Source organism: Streptomyces sp. NPDC049887 (genome assembly GCF_040656535.1).
GTDB lineage: Bacteria > Actinomycetota > Actinomycetes > Streptomycetales > Streptomycetaceae > Streptomyces.
Genome location: NZ_JBFAMM010000002.1, coordinates 207,436 through 232,087, shown reverse-complemented (window position 1 = coordinate 232,087; position 24,652 = coordinate 207,436). Strand labels below are relative to the sequence as shown.

General features: G+C 68.9%; 19 protein-coding genes. 7 read left to right on the top strand and 12 right to left on the bottom strand.

The window, feature by feature from the left end; translation table 11 throughout:
* The first annotated feature begins 523 nt into the window (after window positions 1-523).
* Complete coding sequence (locus tag AB0J10_RS03115) at window positions 524-1,498, top strand: transcriptional regulator (RefSeq protein ID WP_363057202.1); 975 nt, start codon at window positions 524-526, stop codon at window positions 1,496-1,498.
* Here AB0J10_RS03115 and AB0J10_RS03110 read toward each other — a convergent pair.
* Both AB0J10_RS03110 and AB0J10_RS03105 read right to left on the bottom strand, forming a co-directional pair.
* Window positions 1,495-2,235 (bottom strand): 4'-phosphopantetheinyl transferase superfamily protein, encoded by a 741-nt coding sequence (locus AB0J10_RS03110; RefSeq protein WP_363057200.1) that lies wholly within the window; start codon window positions 2,233-2,235, stop codon window positions 1,495-1,497. The two genes, AB0J10_RS03115 and AB0J10_RS03110, sit on opposite strands and share 4 nt — an antisense overlap.
* Entirely contained in the window at window positions 2,232-3,530 is a 1,299-nt protein-coding gene (locus tag AB0J10_RS03105) for a cation:proton antiporter (protein WP_363057198.1), read from the bottom strand. Before AB0J10_RS03105 ends, AB0J10_RS03110 begins: the two co-directional genes overlap by 4 nt.
* A gap of 374 nt (window positions 3,531-3,904) precedes the next feature.
* Here AB0J10_RS03105 and AB0J10_RS03100 point away from each other — a divergent pair, with 374 nt between their 5' ends.
* The gene (locus AB0J10_RS03100; RefSeq protein WP_363057196.1) at window positions 3,905-5,116 is read left to right on the top strand and encodes a Cmx/CmrA family chloramphenicol efflux MFS transporter; all 1,212 of its coding nucleotides are present in this window, start codon (window positions 3,905-3,907) and stop codon (window positions 5,114-5,116) included.
* Window positions 5,117-5,198: 82 nt separating this feature from the next.
* On the opposite strand, the gene AB0J10_RS03095 is transcribed toward AB0J10_RS03100, so the two are convergent.
* The 8 genes from AB0J10_RS03095 to AB0J10_RS03060 form a co-directional block, all read right to left on the bottom strand.
* A complete protein-coding gene (locus AB0J10_RS03095) occupies window positions 5,199-6,377 on the bottom strand; it encodes a 3-deoxy-7-phosphoheptulonate synthase (protein ID WP_363057194.1) in 1,179 nt (392 codons plus the stop codon).
* 80 nt (window positions 6,378-6,457) lie between these two features.
* Window positions 6,458-6,769, bottom strand: a complete 312-nt coding sequence (cmlD, locus tag AB0J10_RS03090) for a 4-amino-4-deoxychorismate mutase CmlD (RefSeq protein ID WP_363057192.1) — start codon at window positions 6,767-6,769, stop codon at window positions 6,458-6,460.
* Window positions 6,766-7,716 carry a 4-amino-4-deoxyprephenate dehydrogenase CmlC gene (gene cmlC, locus AB0J10_RS03085; protein WP_363057190.1) on the bottom strand — a complete coding sequence of 317 codons (951 nt, stop codon included), beginning with the start codon at window positions 7,714-7,716 and terminating at the stop codon, window positions 6,766-6,768. Before cmlC ends, cmlD begins: the two co-directional genes overlap by 4 nt.
* Window positions 7,713-9,773, bottom strand: a complete 2,061-nt coding sequence (gene pabB / locus AB0J10_RS03080) for an aminodeoxychorismate synthase component I (RefSeq protein WP_363057188.1) — start codon at window positions 9,771-9,773, stop codon at window positions 7,713-7,715. Before pabB ends, cmlC begins: the two co-directional genes overlap by 4 nt.
* 91 nt (window positions 9,774-9,864) lie before the next feature.
* Window positions 9,865-11,472, bottom strand: coding sequence for an MBL fold metallo-hydrolase (locus AB0J10_RS03075; RefSeq protein ID WP_363057186.1), 1,608 nt, complete (start codon window positions 11,470-11,472; stop codon window positions 9,865-9,867).
* Between the two features lie 22 nt (window positions 11,473-11,494).
* Complete coding sequence (locus tag AB0J10_RS03070) at window positions 11,495-14,359, bottom strand: AMP-binding protein (RefSeq protein WP_363057184.1); 2,865 nt, start codon at window positions 14,357-14,359, stop codon at window positions 11,495-11,497.
* Window positions 14,334-15,524, bottom strand: a complete 1,191-nt coding sequence (locus AB0J10_RS03065; RefSeq protein ID WP_363057182.1) for a hypothetical protein — start codon at window positions 15,522-15,524, stop codon at window positions 14,334-14,336. The genes AB0J10_RS03070 and AB0J10_RS03065 overlap by 26 nt, the downstream gene beginning before the upstream one ends.
* The gene (locus AB0J10_RS03060; protein WP_363057180.1) at window positions 15,521-16,540 is read right to left on the bottom strand and encodes a diiron oxygenase; all 1,020 of its coding nucleotides are present in this window, start codon (window positions 16,538-16,540) and stop codon (window positions 15,521-15,523) included. The genes AB0J10_RS03065 and AB0J10_RS03060 overlap by 4 nt, the downstream gene beginning before the upstream one ends.
* A 308-nt stretch (window positions 16,541-16,848) precedes the next feature.
* Here AB0J10_RS03060 and AB0J10_RS03055 point away from each other — a divergent pair, with 308 nt between their 5' ends.
* The 5 genes from AB0J10_RS03055 to AB0J10_RS03035 all read left to right on the top strand — a co-directional run bounded on the left by AB0J10_RS03055 (window position 16,849) and on the right by AB0J10_RS03035 (window position 22,218).
* Window positions 16,849-17,154 (top strand): hypothetical protein, encoded by a 306-nt coding sequence (locus AB0J10_RS03055; protein WP_363057178.1) that lies wholly within the window; start codon window positions 16,849-16,851, stop codon window positions 17,152-17,154.
* Between the two features lie 17 nt (window positions 17,155-17,171).
* The gene (locus tag AB0J10_RS03050) at window positions 17,172-17,870 is read left to right on the top strand and encodes an SDR family oxidoreductase (RefSeq protein WP_363057176.1); all 699 of its coding nucleotides are present in this window, start codon (window positions 17,172-17,174) and stop codon (window positions 17,868-17,870) included.
* Window positions 17,871-19,298 (top strand): fatty acid--CoA ligase family protein, encoded by a 1,428-nt coding sequence (locus AB0J10_RS03045; RefSeq protein ID WP_363057174.1) that lies wholly within the window; start codon window positions 17,871-17,873, stop codon window positions 19,296-19,298.
* Between the two features lie 118 nt (window positions 19,299-19,416).
* Complete coding sequence (cmlS, locus tag AB0J10_RS03040) at window positions 19,417-21,132, top strand: chloramphenicol-biosynthetic FADH2-dependent halogenase CmlS (RefSeq protein ID WP_363057172.1); 1,716 nt, start codon at window positions 19,417-19,419, stop codon at window positions 21,130-21,132.
* Window positions 21,133-21,237: 105 nt separating this feature from the next.
* Complete coding sequence (locus tag AB0J10_RS03035) at window positions 21,238-22,218, top strand: aldo/keto reductase (RefSeq protein ID WP_363057170.1); 981 nt, start codon at window positions 21,238-21,240, stop codon at window positions 22,216-22,218.
* Window positions 22,219-22,359: 141 nt separating this feature from the next.
* Here the strand turns inward: AB0J10_RS03035 and AB0J10_RS03030 are convergent, their stop codons facing one another.
* Both AB0J10_RS03030 and AB0J10_RS03025 read right to left on the bottom strand, forming a co-directional pair.
* Complete coding sequence (locus AB0J10_RS03030; RefSeq protein WP_363057573.1) at window positions 22,360-22,620, bottom strand: SDR family oxidoreductase; 261 nt, start codon at window positions 22,618-22,620, stop codon at window positions 22,360-22,362.
* A 373-nt stretch (window positions 22,621-22,993) separates the two neighbouring features.
* Window positions 22,994-24,517, bottom strand: coding sequence for an aldehyde dehydrogenase family protein (locus AB0J10_RS03025; protein WP_363057168.1), 1,524 nt, complete (start codon window positions 24,515-24,517; stop codon window positions 22,994-22,996).
* Between the last annotated feature and the right edge of the window lie 135 nt (window positions 24,518-24,652).

Genomic DNA, 24,652 nt, shown 5'->3' with positions numbered 1-24,652 from the left:
CGGGAGCGGACAAGAGTGATCCCGGACAGGTTCGGAGGCGGACAAGCCCGTCCGCTTCAGCGGACATGTTGACGCCTCATCATTCGCTGACTTAACGTCACATGCTGGCTGTAGTCAGCGCCTCACGAGGCGTCGTATATCCCTCGAAAGGATCGCGATCGCATGGTGCAGCAGCGTGACACGCAGGACCGGTGGGTGAACCGGTTGAGCGCCGGCCGTCTGAGACCGGCTTCCCCACCGGACGTCACGGCTATGACGAGAACCGGACGTCGGCGCCACGGCAGTTGACAAGTCCGTACCCCGCACCGCTCCGCAACCCTGCACCGCGCACTAGCCTGCAGCCGCTTCCCCCAGCCCTGCTTCCGCCACCCCCCACCCCCACTCGTGATCCCTGCACCCCCCTGTGCAGTGATTCCTCTCTCCGCGCCACCGCTGTACGATCGCGCGCCGCTCTGTCATGCCCGCGGCGGCGGAGGCGTCCCACCGTTCCTGTCATGGATGACGTGCATTCCTGGAGGCATTGATGTCCGCGATATCGGATCAACGACAGGCGTCGACCTTCGACATCGACATACGCACTCTGCTGCCGGCCGACTCGCCACGCTTCGCGCTCGACCAGGCACACGTACGGGCACTCGCGGAGAGCGAGGCAGAGTTTCCGCCGATCCTGGTGCACCGGGCGACCCTGCGCGTCGTCGACGGCATGCACCGGGTGAGGGCCACGGAGCTGCGCAACCGGCACACCATCGGCGCGCACTGGTTCGAGGGCGATGAGCACGCGGCCTTCCTACTCGCCGTGGAGTCCAACACGCGGCACGGACTTCCGCTATCGAGCGACGAGCGGAAGCAGGCCGCGTTACGGATACTGCGCACGCACCCCCACTGGTCCGACCGCAGCATCGCCGAGAAGACCGGCTGGAGCGCCACCGGCGTGGGCGCGCTGCGCCGGGACATCGCTGACCCGGACGCGCGACCGGACGCGCGTGTCGGTCGTGACGGCCGGGTCCGTCCGTCCACCACGGCGGAGGGACGCCGGGTGGCCGCCGAGGTGATCAGTCAGAACCCGGCAGCCTCGCTGCGGGAGATCGCCAGGCGGGCCGGGATCTCCGTGGGGACCGCCCGTGACGTGCGCTACCGGCTGGCCCAGGGGCGGCCGGTGGTTCCCGAGAGCCGCCGGTCCGACGGTCCCACCGCCACCACGGCGCCCGCACCGGGCGAGGGCCGTACGAGTCGTAGAGCCGCGCCCGATCGCGCTCGCCGCATCACCCTCTTCGACGGACTCCGCAACGACCCCTCGCTGCGGCTCAGTGAGAATGGACGGCTTGTCCTGCGCCGACTGCACACGCAGCTGCGGACGGCAGAGGAATGGAAGCGCCTCGCCCCCGCCATTCCCCTGCACGGACGGAGCGCGGTAGCCGACATCCTGTCTGCCTGCGCCGACGAACTCAAGGGAATGGCTCAGGAGCTGCGTTGCGCTGAGGAATCCCTGACTGGTTAGCGCCGTCCGTGCACGGTGGTGGAGCCGAACTCCCCCCGGGCGTAGGTCGTGCCTCGATGGGTGGAGGCCGTGACTCTGTGGGCGACGGCGGTGACGACGAGTCGGCGGGCGACCCGCCACCGCCCATGAAGGGTGTGGAGCGGGCGTCCCTCCTTGTCGTGTCCGGTCCGCAGGAGACGGGCGCGGAAGGTCTGCCGGTACGGGTCGATGGCCAGCTCCGCCTCGCGGAAGTCCAGCCACGTCCCGGTCAGGGGGAACCACGCCTTGTACACGGACTCCTTCGCACTGAAGAACAGCCGGTCCCAGTGGAGCGCGGGACGGGTGTGGCGCAGTGCCGTCAGGTGGCCCTGCTCGGACGGTGACGCGATCCGGCGGAGGAGGCCCGGCGGCACCGGCGCGTGGGGTTCGGCGTCGATACCCAGGGCGGCGACGTCGATACTCCGGGACACGGCGGCGGCACGGTAGCCGTCGCAGTGGGTCATCGAACCCACCACACCCTCCGGCCAGGTCGGCGCACCCTTTTCCCCTGGGACCATCGGTCCGGCGGGTCGCCCGAGGGAGGTCAGGGCCACCCGCGCGCAGTGCCGCACAGTGGCGAACTCCCGGCGCCGGCGGTCCATCGCTCGGCTCAGCACGGCCGCCTCCTCCGGGAAGATCCAGGCGTCCGGGACGTCGCCGAACTCCTCGGCAGTCAGGGCCGTTTCCGGCACCAGCCCAGTCAGGAGCGTGGGCGTCATCGCTTCGCCTCCGACGGCTTCCCGCCCACGGGACGGGCGGGCTCGGCGAGCGGTGCCGCCGTCTCCCACTTCGCAGCCAGCTCCTGCAGATCCGCGCCGACCATCTGACGCGGGTAGGCCCAGCGCAGCAGGGGTGCGGTCATGGCGGTCGTGACGAGGGCCATCACCACCATGAGTGAGTACAGATCCGTGTCGAGCAGCCCCAGTTGCAGTCCCACGCCGAGGATGATGAGTTCGGTGAGACCACGGGTGTTCATGAGGATGCCCAGCGTCGTCGCAGACCTCCCGGACCGGCCCGCGGCCCGCGCTCCGAGGTAGGCGCCACCGAACTTGCCGCCAATCGCCACGAGGAGGATCAGGCCCAGCTCGCCGAGTCCGTCCCCGTCCACCGTGCTCAGGTCAACCTTCAGCCCGGCCACCGTGAAGTACGCGGGCAGCAGCATCCAGGTGATCGTCTCGAAGCGGTCGGTGACCGCCGCGCGCAGCCGCTCCGTGCCGTGGCGTGGCACGATCGCGCCGGCGAGGAACGCGCCGAAGATGAAGTGCAGCCCGAACCACTCGCTCAGCGCACCGGAGATGAGTAGCAGCACCGTCAGCGCTCCGAGCGGCGCGGCACCCGGCTCGCTCGGCTCCCGGGTGGCCAGGAACCTTCCGAGGAGCGGCCGTACCACCGCAAGCATGATCACGGCGTACGGCAGGACCAGCAGCACATGCCAGGAGCTCTGGCTCCCCATGAAGGTGAGGACGGCCGCAAGTAACAGCCAGGCGACGGCGTCCCCGACGGCCGCGCTCGCCATCGCTAGCGCACCGACCCTGGTGTGCTGGATGCCCCGGTCGGTGAGGATGCGGGCTAGGACCGGGAAGGCCGTGATGGACATGGCCGCGCCGATGAACAGCACGAAGCCGAGGCGGTTGCCGACCGCGTGGTCGTTCCAAAGCCACACCGCAAGCAGCACACCAAGTCCGAACGAGCAGACGATCGACCCCACGGACACCCCGACCGCAGCACGCTTGTTCCCACGCAGCAGTCTGTGGTCGAGCTCAAGTCCGACAAGGAACATAAACAGCGCGACGCCGAGGTTGCCGAGCATGCTGAGCATCGGCCGGACGTCCGGGGGGAAAACCGCGTCCGCGAGGGCGCCGTGGAACAGCGTCGGACCGAGCAGGACGCCGGCGAGGATCTCGCCGAGGACGGCCGGCTGGCCGCACCGCCCTGCGAGGCGCCCAAGCACATGCGCGAGCGCGAGGACCAACGCCAGACCGACCATGGTCATGGTTACTTGATGGGTCGTCATGAACATTCCTTCTGTACGGGTCGACGGGCACGCGGCGATGCGCCGTACCCGGTAGGGGACAGCGGAGGGGCCGGGCGCCGGAGATGTCGAATGTGTTAGACACAGCAATCCGGGCGTTGCTATGTTGAGAGGCATGTCGAGTCCTGAGGCGGAAAGAAGCGGGCCACCGGTGATCCGGTGGCTGATCGCGTAAGCCTCTGACGACCCTGCTTCCTCCGGCCCCGTCGCCGAGCAGTGCGTCGCGCATCCGCCACGGATCAACCGCATCGCGGGATCACGCCCTGAGCTCTCTCCAGGACGTCTCCCCCGCGACGCATGACCTTCCGTCCATGCGTCGCGTCTCCTCTTTCTGCGATGTAGTTGGAGCTTCTTTTATGCCATTCGCCATCTACGTTCTTGGGCTGGCCGTATTCGCCCAGGGAACATCGGAGTTCATGCTGTCCGGGCTGGTGGAGGACATGGCCGCCGACTTGGGCGTGTCCCTCCCGGCCGTCGGCTCGCTCACCTCGGCCTTCGCCGTCGGCATGATCGTCGGCGCACCGCTGGTCGCGATGCTGAGCCTGCGATGGCCGCGCCGCCGGGCGCTGCTCGCCTTCCTCATCACCTTCCTCCTGGCCCACGTCGTGGGCGCCCTCACCCACAGCTTCGAGGTCCTCTTCATCACGCGGGTGGTCGCCGCACTGGCCAACGCGGGCTTCCTCGCCGTCGGCCTCGCGACCGCGGCGAGCATGGCAGGACCCCAGGCCAAGGGCCGGGCGACCTCGGTGCTCCTGAGCGGGGTCACCCTCGCCTTGATCGCGGGGGTACCCCTCGGCGCCGTACTGGGCGAGGTCTGGGGCTGGCGCTCAACCTTCTGGGGTGTCGCGATCGTCTGCACCCCGGCGGTCTTCGCGGTGCTGTGGTCCGTACCGGTGACGCCCGTCGACCCTGCGGCTCCCAGCGTCCGCCACGAGCTGCGGGCGTTCCGCACGCCCCGGGTGATCATGACGCTCGTGCTCGGGGCGCTGGTCAACGGAGCGACGTTCTGCTCGTTCACGTACCTCTCGCCTGTCATCACCAATGTGACGGATCTGAGCTCCGGGTGGGTGCCTGCCACGCTGGCACTGTTCGGCATCGGGTCCTTCGTCGGGGTCAACGTGGGCGGCCGGCTGGCGGACAGCCGTCCCGGCCAGGTGCTGGTGGTCGGTGGTGCGGCACTGCTGGCGGGCTGGTTGCTCTTCGCCCTCACGGCCGCGATCCCGGTCGTGGCGCTGATCCTCGCCTTCGTCCAGGGGGCGCTCTCGTTCGGCGTGGGTTCCACGTTGATCGCGCAGGCCCTCTACACGGCATCGGACGCCCCCACGCTGGCTGGCGGCTTCGCCACCGCCGCGATGAACGTCGGCGCTGCTGCCGGACCCGCCCTGGGTGGCCTCGCCCTGGGCGCCGACCTCGGCTACCGCTCGCCGCTGGTTGTGAGCGCAGTGCTCGTCGCTACCGCCCTGGTCCTGGCGGGCGTGGCCCGGGCCACCGGCATCACCGGCGGCAAGAGCGACACCGGCGCCACGGAGAACCGTCCAGCCGAGCGCCCGGTGCAGGCCGGTTCCTGACCGCCGCTCCCCGTGTCCGGTGGCCCGTCCTCCTGGTGGGGACGGGCCACCGGCCGTATGCGCGTAGCGCACGGGACGCCCCTCAGAGCAGGGAGAGGAAATGGGAGACCATCTCCGCCGACTGCTCGGGGTTCAGACGCGGGTCACACGTGGACCGGTAGTCCGTGAACCGCGGCGGCTCGTCTCGCTCCGACACGCACTCGGTGACCGGGTCCGGCGTCAGCTCCAGGTGGAGCCCCGCGGGCCACTGTCCGCGCGCCCGCAGCGCCCGCGTGAAGGACGCGATCTCGGCACGCATCGGCTCGATCAACCGGGTCTTGTGGCCGGACAGCTTTAGCCCGTTGCCGTGCATGGGGTCACAGAGCCAGACGACCGGTGCGCCGTGGCGGGCGACCGCTTCGACGACCGGCGGCAGGAGCCGGTCCACGTCCTTGGCACCGAAGCGCACGATGAACGTCAGCCGCCCGGGAACGCCATCCGGGTTCAACGACCGGCTCAAGGCAACCGCGTCGCACGGCGAAACCGACGGCCCCAGCTTGACGCCGATCGGGTTGTGCACGGCCTGGGCGAGAGCGACGTGGGCGCTGTCCTCCCGGCGCGTCCGCTCGCCGATCCACCCGAAGTGGGCGGAACTACTGTACGTACCGTGCGCGCCCCTTCTCACCAGCGGCCGTTCGTAGGGCAGGAGAAGCAACTCGTGGGAGGCGTAGACCCGTTCCAGGACGGGCCGTCCCGCCCAGGAGTGCCGGATCTCGTCGAGAACGAGCCGCGAGCACGTGTACGCGGTGAGGAGCCGACGGGGCTCCGGGGTCCTGGCCACCGGTTCGAACTCGGGCTCGTTCACGGCGTCACCGCAGTAGCTGGGCATCTGCCGTCCCGAGCCCGAGTCATCCGTCTCGAACGGCGACGAGCGTGGCTTTCCGTACTGGCCGGCGATGCGACCGACTGCCACCGCAGACAGCCCGCTGCCAGCCCGCATGATCGCGGCGAGACCCTGGAGGTTGTCCACCTTCTGCCGGACCAGTTCCGGAACGGCCTCGTGGAAACGTTCGGCGCAGTCGCCGCCTTGGATGAGGAGCGCCGAGCCGCGGGCGACCAGGTCCATCCCGCTCATCAGGTCGACGACCTCGTTCTCGGTGGTGAGGACGGGCAGCCCGGCCAGCTCCCGTTCCACTTCGTCGAGCGCCTCCGGGTCCGGCCAGTAGGGCTGTTGAGCCGCCGTCCGCCCGGTCAGGGGCGCAAGCGTCGTGGTCGCGTGCATCGTGGTCTCCTCCGCCCTCCACGGAAAGGTGCCGTCAGGGCTGAAATGGGTGTCGTGCGAGGTGGTCCGGAGGGAGGGGCTCAACGCCGGCCCTCGGACGTCAGGCTCTCCCGGCTCATCACCCGGTCCTCGACGCGGCACATCTCCGTGATGATCGCGTCGTAGAGGTTCACCAGGAACGTCTCGTCGAGGCCGTGGTCGGACGCGTAGCGGGCAGCCCTCTCCTTGACCAGGTTGACCCGGCCGGGTTGCATCATCGGGACACCGTGCAGGGACTTGTACCGCGCGATGCGGACGCCGCAGTCGATGCGGCGGCGCAGCGTGTCCAGGAGGGTGCCGTCGAGAGAGTCGAGTTCCGTGCGCAGTCGGTGCAGCTCGTCCTGCTCGGTCATCGGTCCGTCTCCCCTTCGTCGTCGGTGCGGTGGATGGTGCGAAACAGCTCCCGGCAGTGGTCCTGTCGCGCCGCGAGCTCGGGTCCCATGAGCTGACGGAGATCCTCAAAGACGCCTCCCAGACCTGTGGCTCCCCGGTGGCCGTCGCCGTCTCTGTTGTCGAGGTCGCGGTCGGGGTCGTCGCCGACCAGCGAGGCGAAGGAGCGCAGCGCGTCGGCGAGCGCCCGACGCGCGGACACGGCCCTGGGGTTGGACCACTGGATCTCCCCGTATACCTCGGGGCTGCCGCCGAGCACACGGGCCAGCAGGGCGAGCAGAACCTGATGGGGTGGCGGTGCCGCCGCCGTCAGCGTGCGGACATCCACGCCCAGCCGGGCGAGGGCGAGCCCGAAGGAGACGATCACCGCGTGCGTCAGAGCCTGGGTGGCCGCGGTCGTCCGGTCGTGCTCCTGCGCCGAGAGCCGTACGGGCCTCCCGCCACCGCGCTCAACGAGCCGCAGCAAGGCGGCGACGCCGGGCCCATCCCTTGTGACCACGGCAGCCACGGGCCTACCAGCCATGCCAGCGGCCGGGGCGAACATCGGGTTGAGACCGACGTGCTCGACTCCGGGGGCGTGGGCCGCGAGTTCCGCAGCCATGCCCGTCCGGACGGAGAGCGTGTCGGCGAGCAGCGCGCCCCGTCGCATGAGCCGGGTCACGGGGGCGACGGCCTTGAGGGCCACCGCCTCGTGAACGGCGAGCAGGACGAGGTCCGCGCGGCCGAGGGCGGCCGCCAGCTCGGGCCCCGGCGCGGTGACGTCGGCCACCAGGCAGGAGTCCCGCTCCTCCGGGGGCGGTGCGACGTCGACGACGAGCGTCTGGCTGCCCGCCTCCCGCAGCAGGCCGGTGAACATGCCGCCCACCGCTCCGCTCCCGCCGACGACGACACTTCGGGCGAAGCCGCTCATCGCGCGCCCGCCACGGCGGTGCCGTCAAGGGCGGAGACCATGGCACGTGCCTTCACCACGGTCTCGGTGAACTCCTCCTCCTGGTCGGAGAGGGACACGATCGCTCCGCCAACGCCGAACTCCGCCCGGCCGGCGGCCAGCACGATGGTGCGGATGACGATGCTGAGATCGGCGGCGCCGCTCAGGGAGAACCAGCCGAGCGCGCCGGAGTACACACCCCGGGGGCCTTCCTCCAGCCGGTCGATGATCTCCATGGTGCGCTTCTTGGGCGCACCGGTCATGGAGCCACCGGGGAAGGCCGCACGAACGCAGGCAGCGGTGCTCGTGCCAGGCCGCAGCCGCCCACGGATCGTCGAGACCAACTGGTGCACGGGCGCGTAGGTCTCCACCTCGAAGAGTCGGGGCACATGGACGGAGCCGATCGCGCAGACGCTGTTGAGGTCGTTGCGGACCAGGTCGACGATCATCAGGTTCTCGGCCCGGTCCTTCTCCCTACCGGCCAGGTCGGCACGGAGCCGCTCGTCCTCCTCGGCCGTGCCGCCTCGGGGACGGGTCCCCTTGATGGGCTTGGACTCGACGCCACCGTCTGAGTCGATCGTGAGGAACCGCTCGGGCGAGGCGCTGAGCACCGACAACTCCGGGAACTCGAGCAGGGCGCCGTAGGGGACCGGGCTGATCGTGCGCAGCGCGGAGTAGAGCGGCAGGGCCATCACCTCCGTCCGCGCCGTGACCATGTTGGTCAGGCAGATCTCGTACGACTCGCCGTTGCGGATCTCCTTGAGGCACTCGTCGATGCGCTTGAGGTACGCATCCTTGTCGTGGCGTGCCTGGGCCAAGGGGCCGAAGCCCGCCGCCGCCTCGGGGGCGCCGAAGGCCATGGCGGGGGTTCGTTCCGCTGGGGCGAGGGCGGCCAGACCGGTGAGGGTCTTGGCCGTATCCCGCAGCCAGGCCCGTGCCCCGTCATCCTGGCCGCGGCGGTCGAGGGCAAGCAGATAGCAGCAGCCGTCCTGGTGGTCAAGCGCGATCATGCGGTCGGCGAAGAGCAGCGCGGCGTCAGGGTGCGGGGACCGGTGCGCGGGGTGGCCGCTCGTCTCGGCCTTCAGCTCGTAGCCGAGATAGCCGACGTAGCCGAGATTGAACTCGAAGGGCAGACCGGGGGCGGTGGGTACGCGTCGGTGGTCGAGCTGCTTCTCCAGGTACGTGAAGAAGGGCTGCGGCGTCTCCGTCGTCCTGCCGTCGGAGCCGCGGACGGAGACGACACCGTCGGCGACCCGGTAGGTGACGTACTCGGCGAGCGGGCCGCGGTCGTCGCCGAGAAAGGAAAAGCGGGAGGCGCCTTCTAGGACGGCGCTGCTGTCCAGCCAGAACGTGGCGCCGTCGCCGGACAGGCAGGCGCGGCGTACCTCGGCAGCGTCCGGCAGCACGTCGACACGGCGCACATGGACCTCGTACGGGGAGGCCGCCGCGCGCCGCCGCGCCCGGTGATGGGCGAGGACGAGGTCGCGGAAGTTGGCCATGATCTCCCGGCCGAAGTCGCTGCCGATCGACTCCGGATGGAACTGGACGCCCCACAGGGGCTTCTCGCGGTGCCGCAGGCCCATGACGACGCCGTCGTCGCTCCAGGCGAGGGGCGCCAACTCGTCGGGGAGGTCGGTAGCGGCCAGGGAGTGGTAGCGCACGGCGGTGAACGGCGAGGGGAGACCTCTGAAGACGTCCTCGCCGGTGTGCCGCACCTCGGAGACCCGGCCGTGCATCGGTTCCGGTGCCAGGCCGACGGTTCCGCCGAAAAGCTGGGCGATGCCCTGGTGGCCGAGGCAGACGCCGAGGACGGGCAGACCGCTCTCGGTGATCGCCTGTCGGCTGATCCCGAAATCCCTCGCCCGGTCTGGGCTGCCGGGCCCAGGGGACACGATGATCGCGTCGAAGTCCTCGACGGACAGCCGCGACCAGTCGGCGTCGTTGGGCACGACGACGGGAGGCTGACCGGTCGCCTCACCGATGTACTGGAACAGGTTGTAGGTGAACGAGTCGTAGTTGTCGATCAGGAGCGTGCGCATGATGGGCACCTTGTCTCGAGAGGCTCGCCGATGGGTGCGTGGGACGGCGTTTCGCGGGTCGAGGGAGCGGGGCCGGGAGAGTGGGCGTCGCTCAGAGGCGCAGCGTCCGTCGGAGGTGCAGCCGCTCGGCGGTCCCACCCTTGTCCCGGACGTGCCGCACCAGCAGGTCGCTGTCCACGATGGCGGGATGGCTCTCGTCGTAGTCGATGGCCATCACGATGCCCATCCAGGGCTCGAGGCCCATCGCGTATACGTAGACGGCATCGGGCTCCAGCGCGTCGACGATCTCTCTCGCCTGGGGGAAGTTGGAGCCGTTGAGCCGCCGGCTCTGGTCGGTCCTGCGGTCCAGCGGCTCACCGTAGAGGGGACCGTAGATCCAGCTGGCCGCCGCGCCGATGCTCTCCATGCCGATGAAGACGGTGTCGACCGACCCGATCATCTCGGCCACCTTCGTGTACATCGTCGGCGAGATGTTTGTGGAGTCGGCGGCGAACAGCATCGAACGCTCCCCGAACCGGAGCAGCCAGCCCGTCTTGCTGCGGATCCGCAGATCGCCGTGTTCCCCCAAGAAGGGCAGGGCGATGACCTCGGCGGAGCCGCAGGACAGTGTCTCCAGGTCATCGACCTCGACGACGTCGGTGAAACCCAGCCGGCGCAGGATGCCGCCGAGTCCGGGATCCACCAGACTGGCATTGGTGGACTTGGGGACCAGGACCCTGCCGACCCGGTGCCGGATCCGCAGCAGGGTCTCGAACAGCATGTGGTCCTGGTGGTTGTGGGTGATGAGCAGGTGGTCGATGCGCTCTGGCAGATCGGCGAAGGTAAACCGGTTCTCCGCCCCGCCGGGGTAGCCGCCGTAGCTCAGAACCGGGTCCACCAGGAAGGTCGTGCCCCGGTAGCGGGCGAACACGCAGGCATGGCCCACGTATTCGAGAACATCGTCGCTGGCCGGGGGAGCGGCCGGTTCCGGGGCGGGCGGTGGGGTGGGCGGTGGGGTGGGCTCGAAGTACGAGGCGAACCGGGCGGCCCGCTCGCCCCGCAGCCCGAACCCTGCGGCCAGGTCTTCGAGTTCGGCCCCGGTCAGACCGCCGCGGAAGACCGTGTCGAGCAGCGGAGAATTCAGTGGGACGTCGACCAGCAGCTGTTCCGGACCGTACTCCAGCATCGGAGTCGTGAGAGCGAACTCGCGCGCGTCCTCCATGATGGGGCGGAAACGCACCTGCTGCCACGACTCGTCGTAGTATTCCGACGCGTACATCAGAGGCTCGATGAAACGGTAGTCGGCCGTGCGGTTGTCCCTGCCGTAGAACACCTCCACGCGACCGGCCAGTGCCTGCGGCAGCTCCTGGTACACGGGATCGAGGCACTCGCCGTGGTGGCGGGGCAGGATGTCCTCCTCCAGCCGCCGGATCGCCTCGAAGAGTTCGTCCAGCCGCGCCCGTCGTGGAGCCGTGTCCCGGTACCAGGCCTCGATGGCGTCGCGGTGCTCGTGGGCGTGGATCCAGGGGCCGCCGTGCATCCGGCGCTGCCGGACGGCCGCCGCGTGGACCTGCGGGTCGTCGAGGTAACTCTCGACGATGCGGGTGAACCGGTTGTGATTGAAGCGGGCAAGGGTCTGTGGCGGCAGCAGATACGACCAGCCGTACCAGCCGGCGATGACTGGCTCCACCGCGATGTCCTGACGTAACGAGTAGCGCATCTCGGCAACGGCTCCGTTCCTGCTAGCGCGGCGACGACGCGTGGGCGGCGCCGTTCTGGGCCTCTGCGATGCTTCCGATCCCTGCCCCGTCCCCGGTCTGGGTGTCCGGCGGCGCGCCGAGCAGACGGCCGAGGATGTCGTGGTCGACCTCGCGGTGGGAGGAGGGCCAGCCCGGGCCGCTCAATGCCGCCTGCATGGCGGCCAGGAGCGGTGAGGGGACTTCTCCGCCGTCCCGCACCCGCTCGAACCATTTGGCGGGCGTCAGGACGTCCGACTCCGTGAGCCCGGTGTGGTGCAACAGCTCGTCGAACGCGTACGTGCGGTGGACCACGACCGCGGACCGGGAGTTCGAGCCCCGGGATTCGCCGCCGGCCGTGCCCGGGCTCGCTCCCAGACTCCCGAGAAGGGTCTCAGCCAGATGGCCGACGTCGCAGACCGGCACGTAGCCGCTGAGACGGGGCATCGCGCGTACCCGGCGCGCCGTCTCGATCAGACCAGTGAACCAGTCGTCCTTGAGGTAGCCGCGGTCCTCGGGCCGGTGCCCGTAGACCAGACCGGGCCGGTAGTGGGAGACCGCGCACCCCAGGACGGCGAGGGTGTTCACGTACTCCTCGCTGATCAGCTTCGACCGTGAGTAGGGGTCACCCACCGCCGTGAGAGTCTCGGCCGACAAGGGGAGGAAGTCCGCTCCGGCCGAAGCGGCCGACAGGAAGACGAAGGAGCGGGCGCCCAGCGCTGCCGCGCCACGAACGACCAGCGCCGTGTTGCGCACGCTGCCACTCATCTGGCTGTCGAGCGGCAGCAGGTGGTTGACGTGGTAGCCACAGTGCACCACAGCGTCGAGGACCGGGCCGCGCCGCCGGTCCACCCACCGCTCCAGTTCGTCGTAGGCGATAGCCCGCACGCGAGCGTAGTCGGCGGCCTCCCGTCCGAACCGTGTGCGGTGCTCGGTCAGGACCCGGTCGGGGTCGCCGGTGCTGACGACCAGGACTGGGCGACCGGCGGAGAGCAGCCGGTCGAGGACATGCCCCCCGATGAAGCCGGACGCGCCGGTGAGGAGCACGACCCGGTCGCCGGCCCCAGCCCACGGCACCGGCTCGTGCCGGGTGTCGTGAAGGAGCACCGGAAGCTCGGCGCGCAGGGCGTCGCACTCGGATTCCACCCGGCGCAGCAGTGCCTCGACGGCGGGCTCCGTCGGGGCGACGGCCTCTCCGCGAAGGTGGCGTAGGAAGGCGGACGGGGCGAAGTCGTAGTCCATGGCGGCGAACGCGGCCTCGACGGCCTCCTCGCCGTACGTCTCGGAGAGTTTGACCTGGATCTGGATCATGGCGAGGGAGCTGCCGCCCGCGTCGAAGATCGACGTGTCCGGGTCGATCTCCTGGCCCAGGACTGCGGTCACGACGCCGAGTACACGTCGCAGCTCCGCCGTGTCCCCGCCCGGGGCGTCGACCGGGGACGCGAGCCGCTCCCGTAGAGCGCTCCGGTCGACCTTCCCGCCGGAGGTCAGCGGGAGCGCGTCGACCAGTACGACCCGGTCGGGCACCTCCCAGGCGGGCACCAGGCCCCTGATCCGGGTTATGAGCGACTCCTCGGTGGTGTCGCCGTCCAGGGCCGTGATCAGCAGGATCGTGTCGCCCTGCCGTACCAGTGCCACCTCCCGGTCCAGATGGCGGGAGAGCGTGGACTCGACGTGAGCGAGGTTCACCCGGTGTCCTAGGCGTTTGATCTGCTCGTCCATCCGTCCGACGTAGGCGAGTCGGCCGTCGTCGGAGAGGGTCACGACGTCCCCGGTGGCGTATGCGGGGGAACCGTCGACCGTTCCAAACACCTTGTTCTCGGCCACGCTCCCGCCGGCGTAGCCCAGGGCCACGCCGTCGCCCACGATGACGAGTTCGCCGGTGCCCGCCGTGGCATGGTCACCGGTGTCGGGGTCGCGGACGAAGGCCCGGAAGCCGTCGACGGGGGTTCCGATGGTCGGCGTGTACTCCGTCAGCTCGGCGAGGGAGAAGCATACGGTGGCCTCCGTTGGGCCGTACGCGTTGAACACCCGGCTGTACCGGGCCGCCTTGTGGTACTCGCTTTCGCCCAGGGCCTCGCCGCAGAACTCCACCTTCCGGATACGGCGGCGTGCCGCGTCGTCGAGCCGCGCGTAGACGGACGGCGACAGCATGGCGAGGTCGCAGCCGTGGGCGGCGAGGTGCCGCGAAACGGACCCCAGCCACGAAGCCTGGTCTCGGACCGGGACGACGAGCGTCGCTCCGGCGTACAGGGTGCCGAGGATCTCGCTGATGGAAGCGTCGAACGAGAGCGACGCGAAGTGCAGGACCTCGTCGTCCGGCGTGATGTCGAGCAGGCGCCGCAGAGAGCGACACAGGTTGAGCAGACCGCCGTGTCCGATGTCGACTAGCTTGGGGTTGCCGGTCGAGCCTGAGGTGAAGATGGAGTACGCGACGCGGGAACGGGTCGGCTCCTCGGGCACGCCGCCCGCCGGCACCGGGTCGGTGGGCCAGCCCACGTCACCGGCGTGCAGGGCGCGGACGCCGGCCTTCTCGGCTCGCACCAGGGCCTCGCGGTCGAAGCAGACGAGGAGCGCCGCGTCCGCGACACGGACGAACTCCTCGAACCGGTCGGCGGGCAGGCCGGGGTTCATCGGGGTGTGAACGGCGTGGCTGCGCATCGCCGCGAGGCCCCAGACCACGGCTTCCGCCGTGTGTTCCCCGGAGACCAGGACGCGGCGGCCTGCGGGGCACTCGTGGTCGATCCGGCCGGCGAGCGCGCTCGTGACCCGGTCGAGCTCCTCGTACGTCCAGGTCCGCCCGGCGGTCCGCAGCGCGGTCCGTCCACGATGGCGCCGGAAGAGGTCAGTCAACAGGTCCGAGAGTTCCACCACTTGCTCCAATTCGCTGCTTGAGTCGGTAGAGGACGTCGGCCGCGTCCCCGGTGGAGAGGAATCCGCGCTTGTACTGCATCCGCAACAGCGGCGGGCCCGGCCACGACCGGTCGGCGAGGAACTTGAGATCCTCGAAGACGCGCGCGCTGCGTACCGGCACCCAGCGCCAGCGGCCCGGCTCCGGACGCATGAACGTGGTGTCGGAGACGACGACGCGGGGCATCCGGCCGCTGGTGAACGCCCGTGCGAAGGCGTCGAGATCGGACATCGTGAACCGGCCCAGCGACTCCTGGCCCTGCCGGGTCTCCGCGAAGTACTCGGGGGTGTACTCCGCGGAGGACCCGGCCCGCACGATGAGCGGCTTGATCTCGACGTAGTAGCCGCCCTTCGTCGCGAACTCCCAGCGGGAGAAGGGGTACTGCAGGACCAGGCCGCCGCCGAGGGTGGGGAGCAGGGCGCTGGTGACGGCGCTGAGCAGTTCATCGAAGGTGACACCCTCGCGGAGCGGGAGCCAGTCCTCCGCCGACGCGGAGATCGTTGGGATCCCCTTGCGGCCCGGTGCGGGCAGGTCGCCGAGGGCCCGGGTGACCTCAGCGGGGTCGGCGGCAGGCAGGGCGGCGTACTGCTCCACGGTCCGCTCGTGGTGGCGGTAACGGGAGCCGATCCGGCCCGGCGCGGCCTCGCCACGCAGATGGGCTCTGATGTGCCGGAGCAGGTCGACCACGTCCGTCAGGTCGACGACCAGATGACTGAACTTGACGAAGACGACGTGCTCGCCGTTCGTGTGCGGCCAGTACGCGAGGTGCACTGCCTCGTCGAGCCCCAGCGGGTGGCTGTTGTGGTACGCGGTGACCAGATCCGCCAGCGAGCCGAGGCCGCCCTCGACCGGTCCCGGCTGCGGGGCGAGGGTCACGACTACGTCCTCCTCCTCCACGTCGACCAGGTGCGCGAGCGCCCGGGTCAGCCCGAGCCGGCCGACGAACTCCCGCCATGCGCCGGGATCCTCGACCCGCCCGGGCTCGACGGTGCCGACAAAGGCCGTGCACGGGTTGACATCGCAGTCCATGCCGAGGTCGGAGAGGAAGCTGTAGATGTCGCGCACGGCGACCGCGGCGGGACGCAGGCCGGTGCGGGCCGCTGTCCCATGGGTGCCGGCGGTCACCGGGTCACCGTCGTGCCCCAGCCGAACTCGACCTGGTCGAGCACGTCCATCTCCGTCAGGAGGGTGTGGATCCCCGAGTGGTCCTGCACGAGGTGGGTGCCGCCCTGGGCCTCCCGCACCTCGGCGGCGGCCTTCTCCCAGCCCGGGACGCCTTCGAACGCGACGATCGTCTCCCAGGTCGTGAAGTCCGGGGCGACGAAGGCCTCCAGGCCCGCCACGACCTTCTCCAGGAGGAAACGGCGCCGGTCGGCCGGGAGCGCCTCGTACACCTGCTTCATCATCTCGCCGGAGATCGAGGCATGACAGTACTCGTCGCGGTTGTGCAGCTTCACCGTGGTGGAGTTGACGACCTGGATGTCCTGGTCGTCGGCGAGGAGGTCGAGGTACGCGTTGATGGAAATTTCGGCGACTGTCGCGAAGCCCAGCGTGGTGAGGCTCCGCTGCCAAGGTTCCCCGCACCGGTCCAGATGCGCCTGGTGGATCGTGGTGATGTGCGAGTCCGGCAGCACGCGGTCGGAGAAGTCGCTCCGGCGCATCCGCCGCGTAACCGCGCTGCCGTTGATGTGCATGAGCGTGTGGTACTGCTCGTCCACCATGGCCTGCGCGACTGCGAGTTCCAGCTGCTGACCGCCGAGACCGGGGTACGCGCCGCCGATGACCAGTTCGAAGGCCGGATTGGCGATCCGTTGCTCGACCAGCACCGTGTTCCGGTTGTAGGCCACCCAGCCCCAGCTCAGCAGACGGGAGCGGGTCTCGTCGGAGAGGCGCTCCCAGATCGGGTGGGCCCGGAAGGGGATCATGTCTTCCCGGAAATCCGGGCGACCTGGATCGAACAGGGCGTAGACGTCCGGCTCCTCGCGCTTCACGGCCGCGCGCCGGTGCCAGTTTCCGACGAGCCGGTTGACGACCGCGTTCTCGGCGGGGTCGTCCGGGTCGAATGCCGGCAGTCCGCCGATCCGGACGTGCCCATCATCGTGCCCGGCCACGCCGGATTTCTCGTCCGTGTGGTTCTGCATGGCCCACCCCTTCCTTCTCTTCCCTTTGCGGGTTCGGCCCTTCCCGGGTCCGGCGTTTTCGAAGTCTGTGGACATCGATCGCCGCCCGCAAGGGTGTGCAGATCACCACCGTGTGCAACTGAAGGAACGGGACAGTTGAACACCCGTCGGGTGCGCCGGCGCTTTGCAAGACCTGTGCGATCCGCACGGATTGAACGACCTTGCGCGGACCAGGGGCGTATGACATAAAAATTCATGCGTTGGTCCGGAGGATCATTCGGTCGCCGACGCGATCTGTTCTGTATTTTGTGCTGGACGGAGACCTGAAGATGACGGAGCGAATCCAGAACGTCGTCGTGGCGGCGCTCGACGAGATCAATCTGACGCGTGAGGAGAGAATTCCCACCGACCATGTGCTCGACTTGTGTCTCTACGGCGATTCCGGTGTCTTCGAGTCGATGTACCTGGTGGCTTTCCTCTCGCTGGTCGAGGAGAACATCGAGGACGAGTTCGGCACCGAGGTGTCGCTCACGTCCGAGAAGGCGGTGTCCCGCAGGGTGAGTCCGTTCAGCAGCGTCCGCAGGCTGATCGGCTTCATCGAGGAAGAGCTGGAACTCGTCGGCGTGCACGGTTAGCGCAGGTCGTCGCCCTCATGATCCTCATGATCACCGGCACCCGGACCGGTATCGGCAAGGCCCTCGCGGAGCACTTCCTGGAGGCCGGGCACGATGTTATCGGGTGCAGTAGAAGGCCCGCGACCATCGACCACCCGCGCTACCGGCATCACGAGGTGGATCTCGCGGACCCCGGTCAGACGAAAGCAATGTTCCGGAGTGTCCGACGGGAGTGCGGAAAGCTCGACGCACTGGTGAACAATGCCGGAACCTCGTCGATGAACCACTTCATGACGACCCCCGACGAGGTTTCCCGCAAGATATTCGACATCAACTTCTTCGCCGTGCTGAACTGCTGCCGCGAAGCCGTCAAACTGCTGCGGAAGTCGACGGAACAAAGCCCTGCGATCCTGAACGTCTCCACGGTTGCGGTTCCCTGGGCCATCGAAGGACAACTCGCTTATTCAGCCAGCAAGAGCGCGGTCGAACAACTCGTCCGCGTGATGAGCAAGGAGTTGTCGGCGTTCGACATCAGGGTGAACGGGATCGGGCTTCCGCCCGTTCACACTGTACTGACTAGAACCGTTCCTCGGCCCAAGATCGACACCCTGATCGCGCGCCAGGCGATATCCCGCCAGTGCACGACGGCCGACATCGTCGGACCGGTCGAGTTCCTACTCGGTCGGCAATCAGAGTTCATCACGGGCGAGACGCTCTTTCTAGGGGGTGTGCACTGAATGCGCGACGAACTGGTGCGGAGGTTCGAAGACTTCGGCACACGGACGGCGCTCTTCGACCGCGGGACCGCCGTCACGTACGCCGAGCTCCTGAAGCGGATTCGCGACACGCGGGAACGACTGGCGCTCCACGGGGTGAAGCCGCGGGAGACCGTAGTCGTCCATGGCGACTACTCCCTGGACTCGGTGGCTGCCCTGTTCGCGCTCTTCCTGGACAGGAACGTCATCGTGCCAGCGGTTACCCTCACCGACACGACGCTCGACACCCTGGTCGAGCACTGCCAGCCGGGTCATCTGGTCGGGATGACCGAGGCCGGCGTCGAGATCCAGGACCTTGCGGCGCCGACGGCCGGTGGCGCAGATCCGGACACCGCCACCGGCCCGGACGCCGCTGAAGGGTCCGGTGCCGTGCACGGCCGGCTCGGTGACCCGGACGCCGCCGGACTCGTTCTGCTCAGCAGCGGCAGCACCGGCGCACCGAAGGTCATCCTCCACAGTCTCGATGTCATCGTCGGCGAGAAGCTCGAGAAGCGACCGCGCCGCCGGTCGAACGCCCTCAACATCCTCATGGTGCTGATGTTCGATCACATCGGGGGCATCAATTCGCTGCTCAGCACCCTCCTCGTCGGGGGTACCGCGGTCTTTCCTCGCCACCGCACCCCGGACGAGATCTGCGCGCTGATCGAACGCCACCGGATCCTCGTCCTCCCCACGAGCCCGACCTACCTCAATCTGATCATGGTCGGCGGCTACCACCACACGTACGACCTCAGTAGCCTGCGCCTGATCACGTACGGCGCCGAGCCGATGTCCGACGAACTGCTCCAACGGGTCCACCGGACCTTCCCGGGGGTGCGGCTGCTTCAGACCTTCGGGACGAGCGAGACCGGCATCGCCACCACCACGAGCGAATCATCGAGCAGTACGTACTTCAAGATCTCCGGCGCCGGTGTGGAGTACCGGATCGTCGATGGCGAACTCCAGCTCAGGAGCCGGACTCAGTTCCTCGGCTATCTGAACTACGACGACGACTCGCTGACCGAGGACCGCTGGTTCAGGACCGGAGACTTGGTCGAGGAGGCAGCCGACGGCTACCTCCGGATAAAGGGCCGGGCCAAGGAGGTCATCAACGTCGGCGGCGAGAAACTCCTCCCCCTCGAACTCGAGTCGGTCCTCATGGGCAGTCCCCTCGTAGAGGACTGCGTCGTGTACGGAAGGCCTAACGCGATCACCGGCCAGTCCGTGTGCGTGGACATCAAGCCCAGGGGCGAGCTCACCCGCGCGGCCCTCCGAAAGCATGTGACGGAGTTCCTCGCTGGCCGGGTCGAACCTTTCAAGGTGCCCTCGAAGATCAACTTGGTCGACACGATCGCGATGTCGGACCGCATGAAGAAGCTGCGGTCCCGGTCGGGCGCCGACGCGGGGTGAAGGTCCTCCTCCCGCCTGCACTGGTACGCCGGTCCCGTCCGGCCACCCCATCCCAGCACGCTCCGTGCCGCACCGGCGCGGAGTCCCGTCAGCCAGTCCCCGTCCCAAGGAGTACGTGATGGCACGATCGAAGGTTGCGATCATCGGCGGAGGGCCGGCCGGTAGTGTCGCGGGCCTCACTCTGCACAAGCTCGGACACGACGTCACGATCTACGAGCGGTCCGCCTTCCCCCGGTACCGCATCGGTGAGTCCCTGCTGCCCGGCACGATGTCGATCCTCAACCGCCTCGGTCTCCAGGAGAAGATTGACGCGCAGAACTACGTCAAGAAGCCCTCGGCTACCTTCCTCTGGGGCCAGGACCAGGCCCCCTGGACCTTCTCCTTCGGGGCCCCCAAGGTCACGCCCTGGGTCTTCGACCACGCCATCCAGGTGAAGCGCGATGACTTCGACAAGCTTCTCCTCGACGAGGCCCGGAGCCGCGGGATAGCCGTCCACGAGGAGACCCCCGTCACCGACGTGGACCTGTCCGCCCCGGACGGCGTGGTCCTGACGGTGCGCACGGGAGGTGAGAACGTCACCGTCGAGAGCGACTTCGTCATCGACGCGGGCGGCTCCGGCGGCCCTCTCGCCCGAAAGCTCGGCGTACGCCAGTACGACGAGTTCTACCGGAACTTCGCTGTCTGGTCGTACTTCCGGCTAAAGGACCCCTTCCAGGGGGACCTGAAGGGCACCACGTACTCGATCACGTTCGAGGACGGCTGGGTCTGGATGATCCCGCTGAAGGACGACCTGTACAGCGTCGGACTGGTCGTCGACCGCTCGAAGGCCGCCGAGGTGCGCGAGCAGGGCGCCGACACCTTCTACTCGGCCACCCTCGCGAAGTGCGTCAAGGCCGTGGACATCCTTGACGGCGCAAAGCAGGTGGACGAGGTCCGGATCGTACAGGACTGGTCCTACGACACCGAGGTGTTCTCCGCCGACCGCTTCTTCCTCTGCGGCGACGCCGCCTGCTTCACCGACCCGCTGTTCTCGCAGGGCGTGCACCTGGCCTCGCAGTCGGCGGTGTCCGCCGCCGCGGCCATCGACCGCATCACCCACCACGGGGACGAGAAGGACGCGGTGCACACCTGGTACAACCGCACCTACCGCGGGGCTTACGAGCAGTACCACCAGTTCCTCGCCTCCTTCTACACCTTCGCCTCTTTCACCGAGCCCGACTCCGAGTTCTGGCGGAAGCGACGCATCACCGAGTCCGACGACGACCGTCTGACCCGGAAGAAGTGGTTCGAGAGCCTGATGGGCAACAACCCGGAAGACTCCGGCGGAACTGTGGCGTCCTTCCGCGACCGGGCGTCCACGATGATCTCCATCGGCCGCCACCAGCGCTCCGAGCTCAGCGACGACTTCAGCGAGGCTGAGCTGAACGCGGCGCGGATCCGCTGGATCAGCGACCTCACCAAGCGGCTGAACAGCATCAGCCGCTTCCGCTGGGCAGGTGGCAAGGCCGTGCTCAAGCCGCACTACCGCGTCGAGCCGATCAGCTTCCGGCTGGAGCAACAGGAGGTCCTGGCCAACGAGGACGGGCTCGACATGGCCCAGTACCCGATGGACGACGACACCCGGCAGATCTTCCAGGACCTCGCCGAGGAGGAGTTCGGCTACAAGACGCTCGTCAAGCGCCTCGGCGCCGTCGGCAGGCAGGAGCTGAGCACCCAGATCGTCGTCCGGCTGATGGAGGCGGGCCTCCTCACCGGCTACGACGAGCAGGGCGACAAGGTCCTCGTCCAGGGCCGGCTCCACTTCGGCGGCGTCGGGGTCGAGTACGAGGTCTGACCGACACCGCACTACCGCCGGGCAGCACCGTCCCGTCCCGGAGCGGACGGGACGGTGCCCCGGCGGCACCCACACCCACCCTCGCGCCCCGAAGGAGGCGGTCCGATGAGACACACGAAAGTGCGGGACCTGGAGGTCTCGCGGATCGGCTTGGGGACCATGGGCATGTCCTTCGGCTACATGGGCTCCGGCTCGGACGACGCGGCGTCCGTCCATGCCCTGCACCGTGCCCTCGACCTCGGTGCGACCTTACTCGACACCGCCGAGATCTACGGGCCCTACACCAACGAGCGGCTCGTCGGCCGGGCGATCGACGGCCGTCGCGACCAGGTGGTGCTCGCCACGAAGTTCGGCCTGGTCTCCCACGCGGGCGGCGGGCCGGGACGGCTCGACAGCAGCCCGGCGAACGTCCGTACCGCTGTGGAGGGTTCGCTGCGGCGGCTCGGGACTGATCACATCGACCTCTGTTACCAGCATCGCGTCGACCCCGACACCCCCATCGAGGACACCGTCGGCGCCCTTGCCGACATGGTCGCCGAGGGCAAGATCCGGCACATTGGCCTCTCTGAAGCGGGACCCGCCACGATCCGTCGCGCGCACGCCGTCCACCCGATCACCGCAGTCCAGTCCGAGTATTCCCTGTGGACCCGCGACCCGGAGGAGGCCGTACTGCCGGTCCTGCGGGAACTGGGCATCGGATTCGTGGCCTACTCGCCCCTCGGCCACGGCTTCCTCACCGGCACGGTCCGCTCGGCCGGGCGTTTCGACGCCTCGGATCTCCGGGCGGACAATCCCCGCTTCACTGCGGAGAACCTGCGGCAGAACCTGCGCATCGCCGACGAGGTCGAGGCCGTCGCCGTCGATGCCGATGCCACCCCGGCACAGGTGGCCCTCGCCTGGCTGCTCGCGCGGGGGGACGACATCGTGCCGATCCCCGGCAGCCGACGGGCCTCCCGCGTCGAGGAGAACTTGGCGGCCACCGGGGTCCGGCTGAGCCCCGAGCAGCTCGCCCGGCTCGACGCCCTCCCGCCCGCTGCGGGCGAGCACCACACGGAAGAGCAGATGCAGATGATGGATCGCGCCTAGTGATCGGCGCGGTCTTCCCGTCGGCGGACCTATGTGACCCGTACCTCCTGCTGGAGTTGAAGCGCAGCTCGCCGACGTGATGCGGCCGTTGACCGCATGATGCCCGCAGGTCAGTCTGTGGCTCACCGCGTCGGGCGAGGCTTAGTCATGTCCTTGCTGGGCAACGCCATTGACGTACGACGCTGCCGGGGAAAGCAGCCAGCTGATTGCCTCCGCGACTTCACGTGGCTCAGCTGGCCGGGTCACGTCGTCCCAGTCATCCAACGACAAATCTCCCACGGTGCCGCCGCGTCCGATGCCCGCGTTGAGCACGAGCCCGTCGAGTCGCCCATGGGCGGCCAGGGTCGTGCGTACGAGATCATCGGCAGCATCGGGGGCACCTACGTCAGAGGGGTATGCCAGTACTCCGGTCTCCTGTTAGAGGTGCCGCAACGGTTCGGCCCGCCGACCGGTGATGACTACGTGGTGCCCACCCTCACGCAGCAGCCTGGCAGTGGCTTCCCCAACGCCCGAACCGTCCTTGACGGCCTTCGAGAGCAGGCGAACCGTCTCATCGAGCAGTCCATGAACGAGTGGCAGCGCGTCAGTCAGGGTGACGCACCCGAGGGCTGAACCGGGGGATCTGGTCCGTGACCGGTCCCGGAGCACTGGTCAGGAGGGGCGCAATCGTGGGAGGCACCGGGAGTTGGCGCGCAAGCCGCGCTCGGTCGGGAGCGAGCTGAGCGAAAGGCGCCTGACGGGTGAAGACCCAGTTCAGGCGCCTTTCCGCAGGCGTCTAGAAGAAGCCCAGCTTCTTCGGCGAGTAGGACACCAGGAGATTCTTGGTCTGCTGGTAGTGGTCCAGCATCATCCTGTGCGTCTCACGGCCGATGCCCGACTGCTTGTAGCCGCCGAAGGCCGCGTGCGCCGGGTACGCGTGGTAGCAGTTCGTCCAGACCCGGCCCGCCTGGATCGCCCGGCCCGCCCGGTAGGCCTGGTTGACGTCGCGCGTCCAGACACCTGCACCGAGGCCGTACAGGGTGTCGTTGGCCGTCTTGATCGCGTCGTCGAAGTCGGTGAACGAGGTCACCGCGACGACGGGACCGAAGATCTCCTCCTGGAAGACCCTCATCCTGTTGTCGCCCTCGAAGATCGTCGGCTGCACGTAGTAGCCGCCCGCCAGCTCGCCGTCGTACTCGATGCGCCGGCCACCCGTGAGGATCTTCGCGCCTTCCTGCTGGCCGATGTCCAGGTACGAAAGGATCTTCTGCAACTGGTCGTTGGATGCCTGCGCGCCGATCATCGTGTCCGTGTCGAGGGGGTGGCCCGGGACGATCGCCTCGGTGCGGGCGATGCCGGCGTCCAGGAACTCGCTGTAGTGGCCGCGCTGGATCAGCGCCCGTGACGGACACGTGCACACCTCGCCCTGGTTGAGGGCGAACATCGTGAAGCCCTCCAGGGCCTTGTCGCGGAGTTCGTCGTCGGCCGACCAGATGTCGTCGAAGAAGATGTTCGGCGACTTGCCGCCCAGTTCCAGCGTGACGGGCCTGATGTTCTCCGCGGCGTACTGCATGATCAGCCGCCCCGTGGTGGTCTCGCCGGTGAAGGCGACCTTCGCCACCCGAGGGCTCGACGCGAGGGGCTTGCCCGCCTCCGTACCGAAGCCGTTGACGATGTTCACCACTCCCGGCGGCAGGAGGTCGGCGACGAGGCCCATCCAGTAGTGGATGGACGCGGGCGTCTGCTCGGCGGGCTTCAGCACCACCGCGTTGCCGGCGGCCAGGGCCGGGGCGAGCTTCCAGACGGCCATCAGGATGGGGAAGTTCCACGGGATGATCTGCGCGACGACGCCGAGCGGCTCGTGGAAGTGGTAGGCGACCGTGTCGTCGTCGAGTTGGCTGAGCGAGCCCTCCTGGGCGCGCAGCACACCGGCGAAGTACCGGAAGTGGTCGATGGCCAGCGGGATGTCGGCCGCGAGGGTCTCCCGGACCGGTTTGCCGTTCTCCCAGGTCTCCGCGACGGCGAGCTCCTCCAGATGGGTTTCCATCCGGTCGGCGATTTTCAGCAGGATGTTCGCCCGGGCGTCCGGCGCCGTGCGTCCCCAGGCGGGCGCCGCAGCGTGCGCCGCGTCCAGGGCGCGCTCGACGTCCTCGGCGGTGCCGCGGGCGATCTCGGTGAACGCCTTGCCGTTGACGGGGCTCGGGTTCTCGAAGTACCGGCCGCGGGCGGGCGGTACGGGCTCGCCGCCGATCCAGTGGTCGTAGCGGGACGCGTAGGTGACGATCGCACCCTCGGTGCCGGGTGCGGCGTAACGGGTCATCTCGGAGGCCTCCCGGTTCGCCGCCGTCCGCCGTCGGACGGCGCTTCGACGCCGAACCTAGGGGGAGGGACGTTGCAGTCCCGTTGCGCCCGCGCCCGGCCTGCCCGGCACCGACGCCCGGCACGGGTCCGTACG

Bases quoted from the DNA above. Each gene is read 5' to 3' on its own strand.
- AB0J10_RS03115 (WP_363057202.1), top strand. From the start codon at position 524: ATGTCCGCGATATCGGATCAACGACAGGCGTCGACCTTCGACATCGAC.
- AB0J10_RS03110 (WP_363057200.1), bottom strand. From the start codon at position 2,235: ATGACGCCCACGCTCCTGACTGGGCTGGTGCCGGAAACGGCCCTGACT.
- AB0J10_RS03105 (WP_363057198.1), bottom strand. From the start codon at position 3,530: ATGACGACCCATCAAGTAACCATGACCATGGTCGGTCTGGCGTTGGTC.
- AB0J10_RS03100 (WP_363057196.1), top strand. From the start codon at position 3,905: ATGCCATTCGCCATCTACGTTCTTGGGCTGGCCGTATTCGCCCAGGGA.
- AB0J10_RS03095 (WP_363057194.1), bottom strand. From the start codon at position 6,377: ATGCACGCGACCACGACGCTTGCGCCCCTGACCGGGCGGACGGCGGCT.
- cmlD (WP_363057192.1), bottom strand. From the start codon at position 6,769: ATGACCGAGCAGGACGAGCTGCACCGACTGCGCACGGAACTCGACTCT.
- cmlC (WP_363057190.1), bottom strand. From the start codon at position 7,716: ATGAGCGGCTTCGCCCGAAGTGTCGTCGTCGGCGGGAGCGGAGCGGTG.
- pabB (WP_363057188.1), bottom strand. From the start codon at position 9,773: ATGCGCACGCTCCTGATCGACAACTACGACTCGTTCACCTACAACCTG.
- AB0J10_RS03075 (WP_363057186.1), bottom strand. From the start codon at position 11,472: ATGCGCTACTCGTTACGTCAGGACATCGCGGTGGAGCCAGTCATCGCC.
- AB0J10_RS03060 (WP_363057180.1), bottom strand. From the start codon at position 16,540: ATGCAGAACCACACGGACGAGAAATCCGGCGTGGCCGGGCACGATGAT.
- AB0J10_RS03055 (WP_363057178.1), top strand. From the start codon at position 16,849: ATGACGGAGCGAATCCAGAACGTCGTCGTGGCGGCGCTCGACGAGATC.
- AB0J10_RS03050 (WP_363057176.1), top strand. From the start codon at position 17,172: ATGATCCTCATGATCACCGGCACCCGGACCGGTATCGGCAAGGCCCTC.
- AB0J10_RS03045 (WP_363057174.1), top strand. From the start codon at position 17,871: ATGCGCGACGAACTGGTGCGGAGGTTCGAAGACTTCGGCACACGGACG.
- cmlS (WP_363057172.1), top strand. From the start codon at position 19,417: ATGGCACGATCGAAGGTTGCGATCATCGGCGGAGGGCCGGCCGGTAGT.
- AB0J10_RS03035 (WP_363057170.1), top strand. From the start codon at position 21,238: ATGAGACACACGAAAGTGCGGGACCTGGAGGTCTCGCGGATCGGCTTG.
- AB0J10_RS03025 (WP_363057168.1), bottom strand. From the start codon at position 24,517: ATGACCCGTTACGCCGCACCCGGCACCGAGGGTGCGATCGTCACCTAC.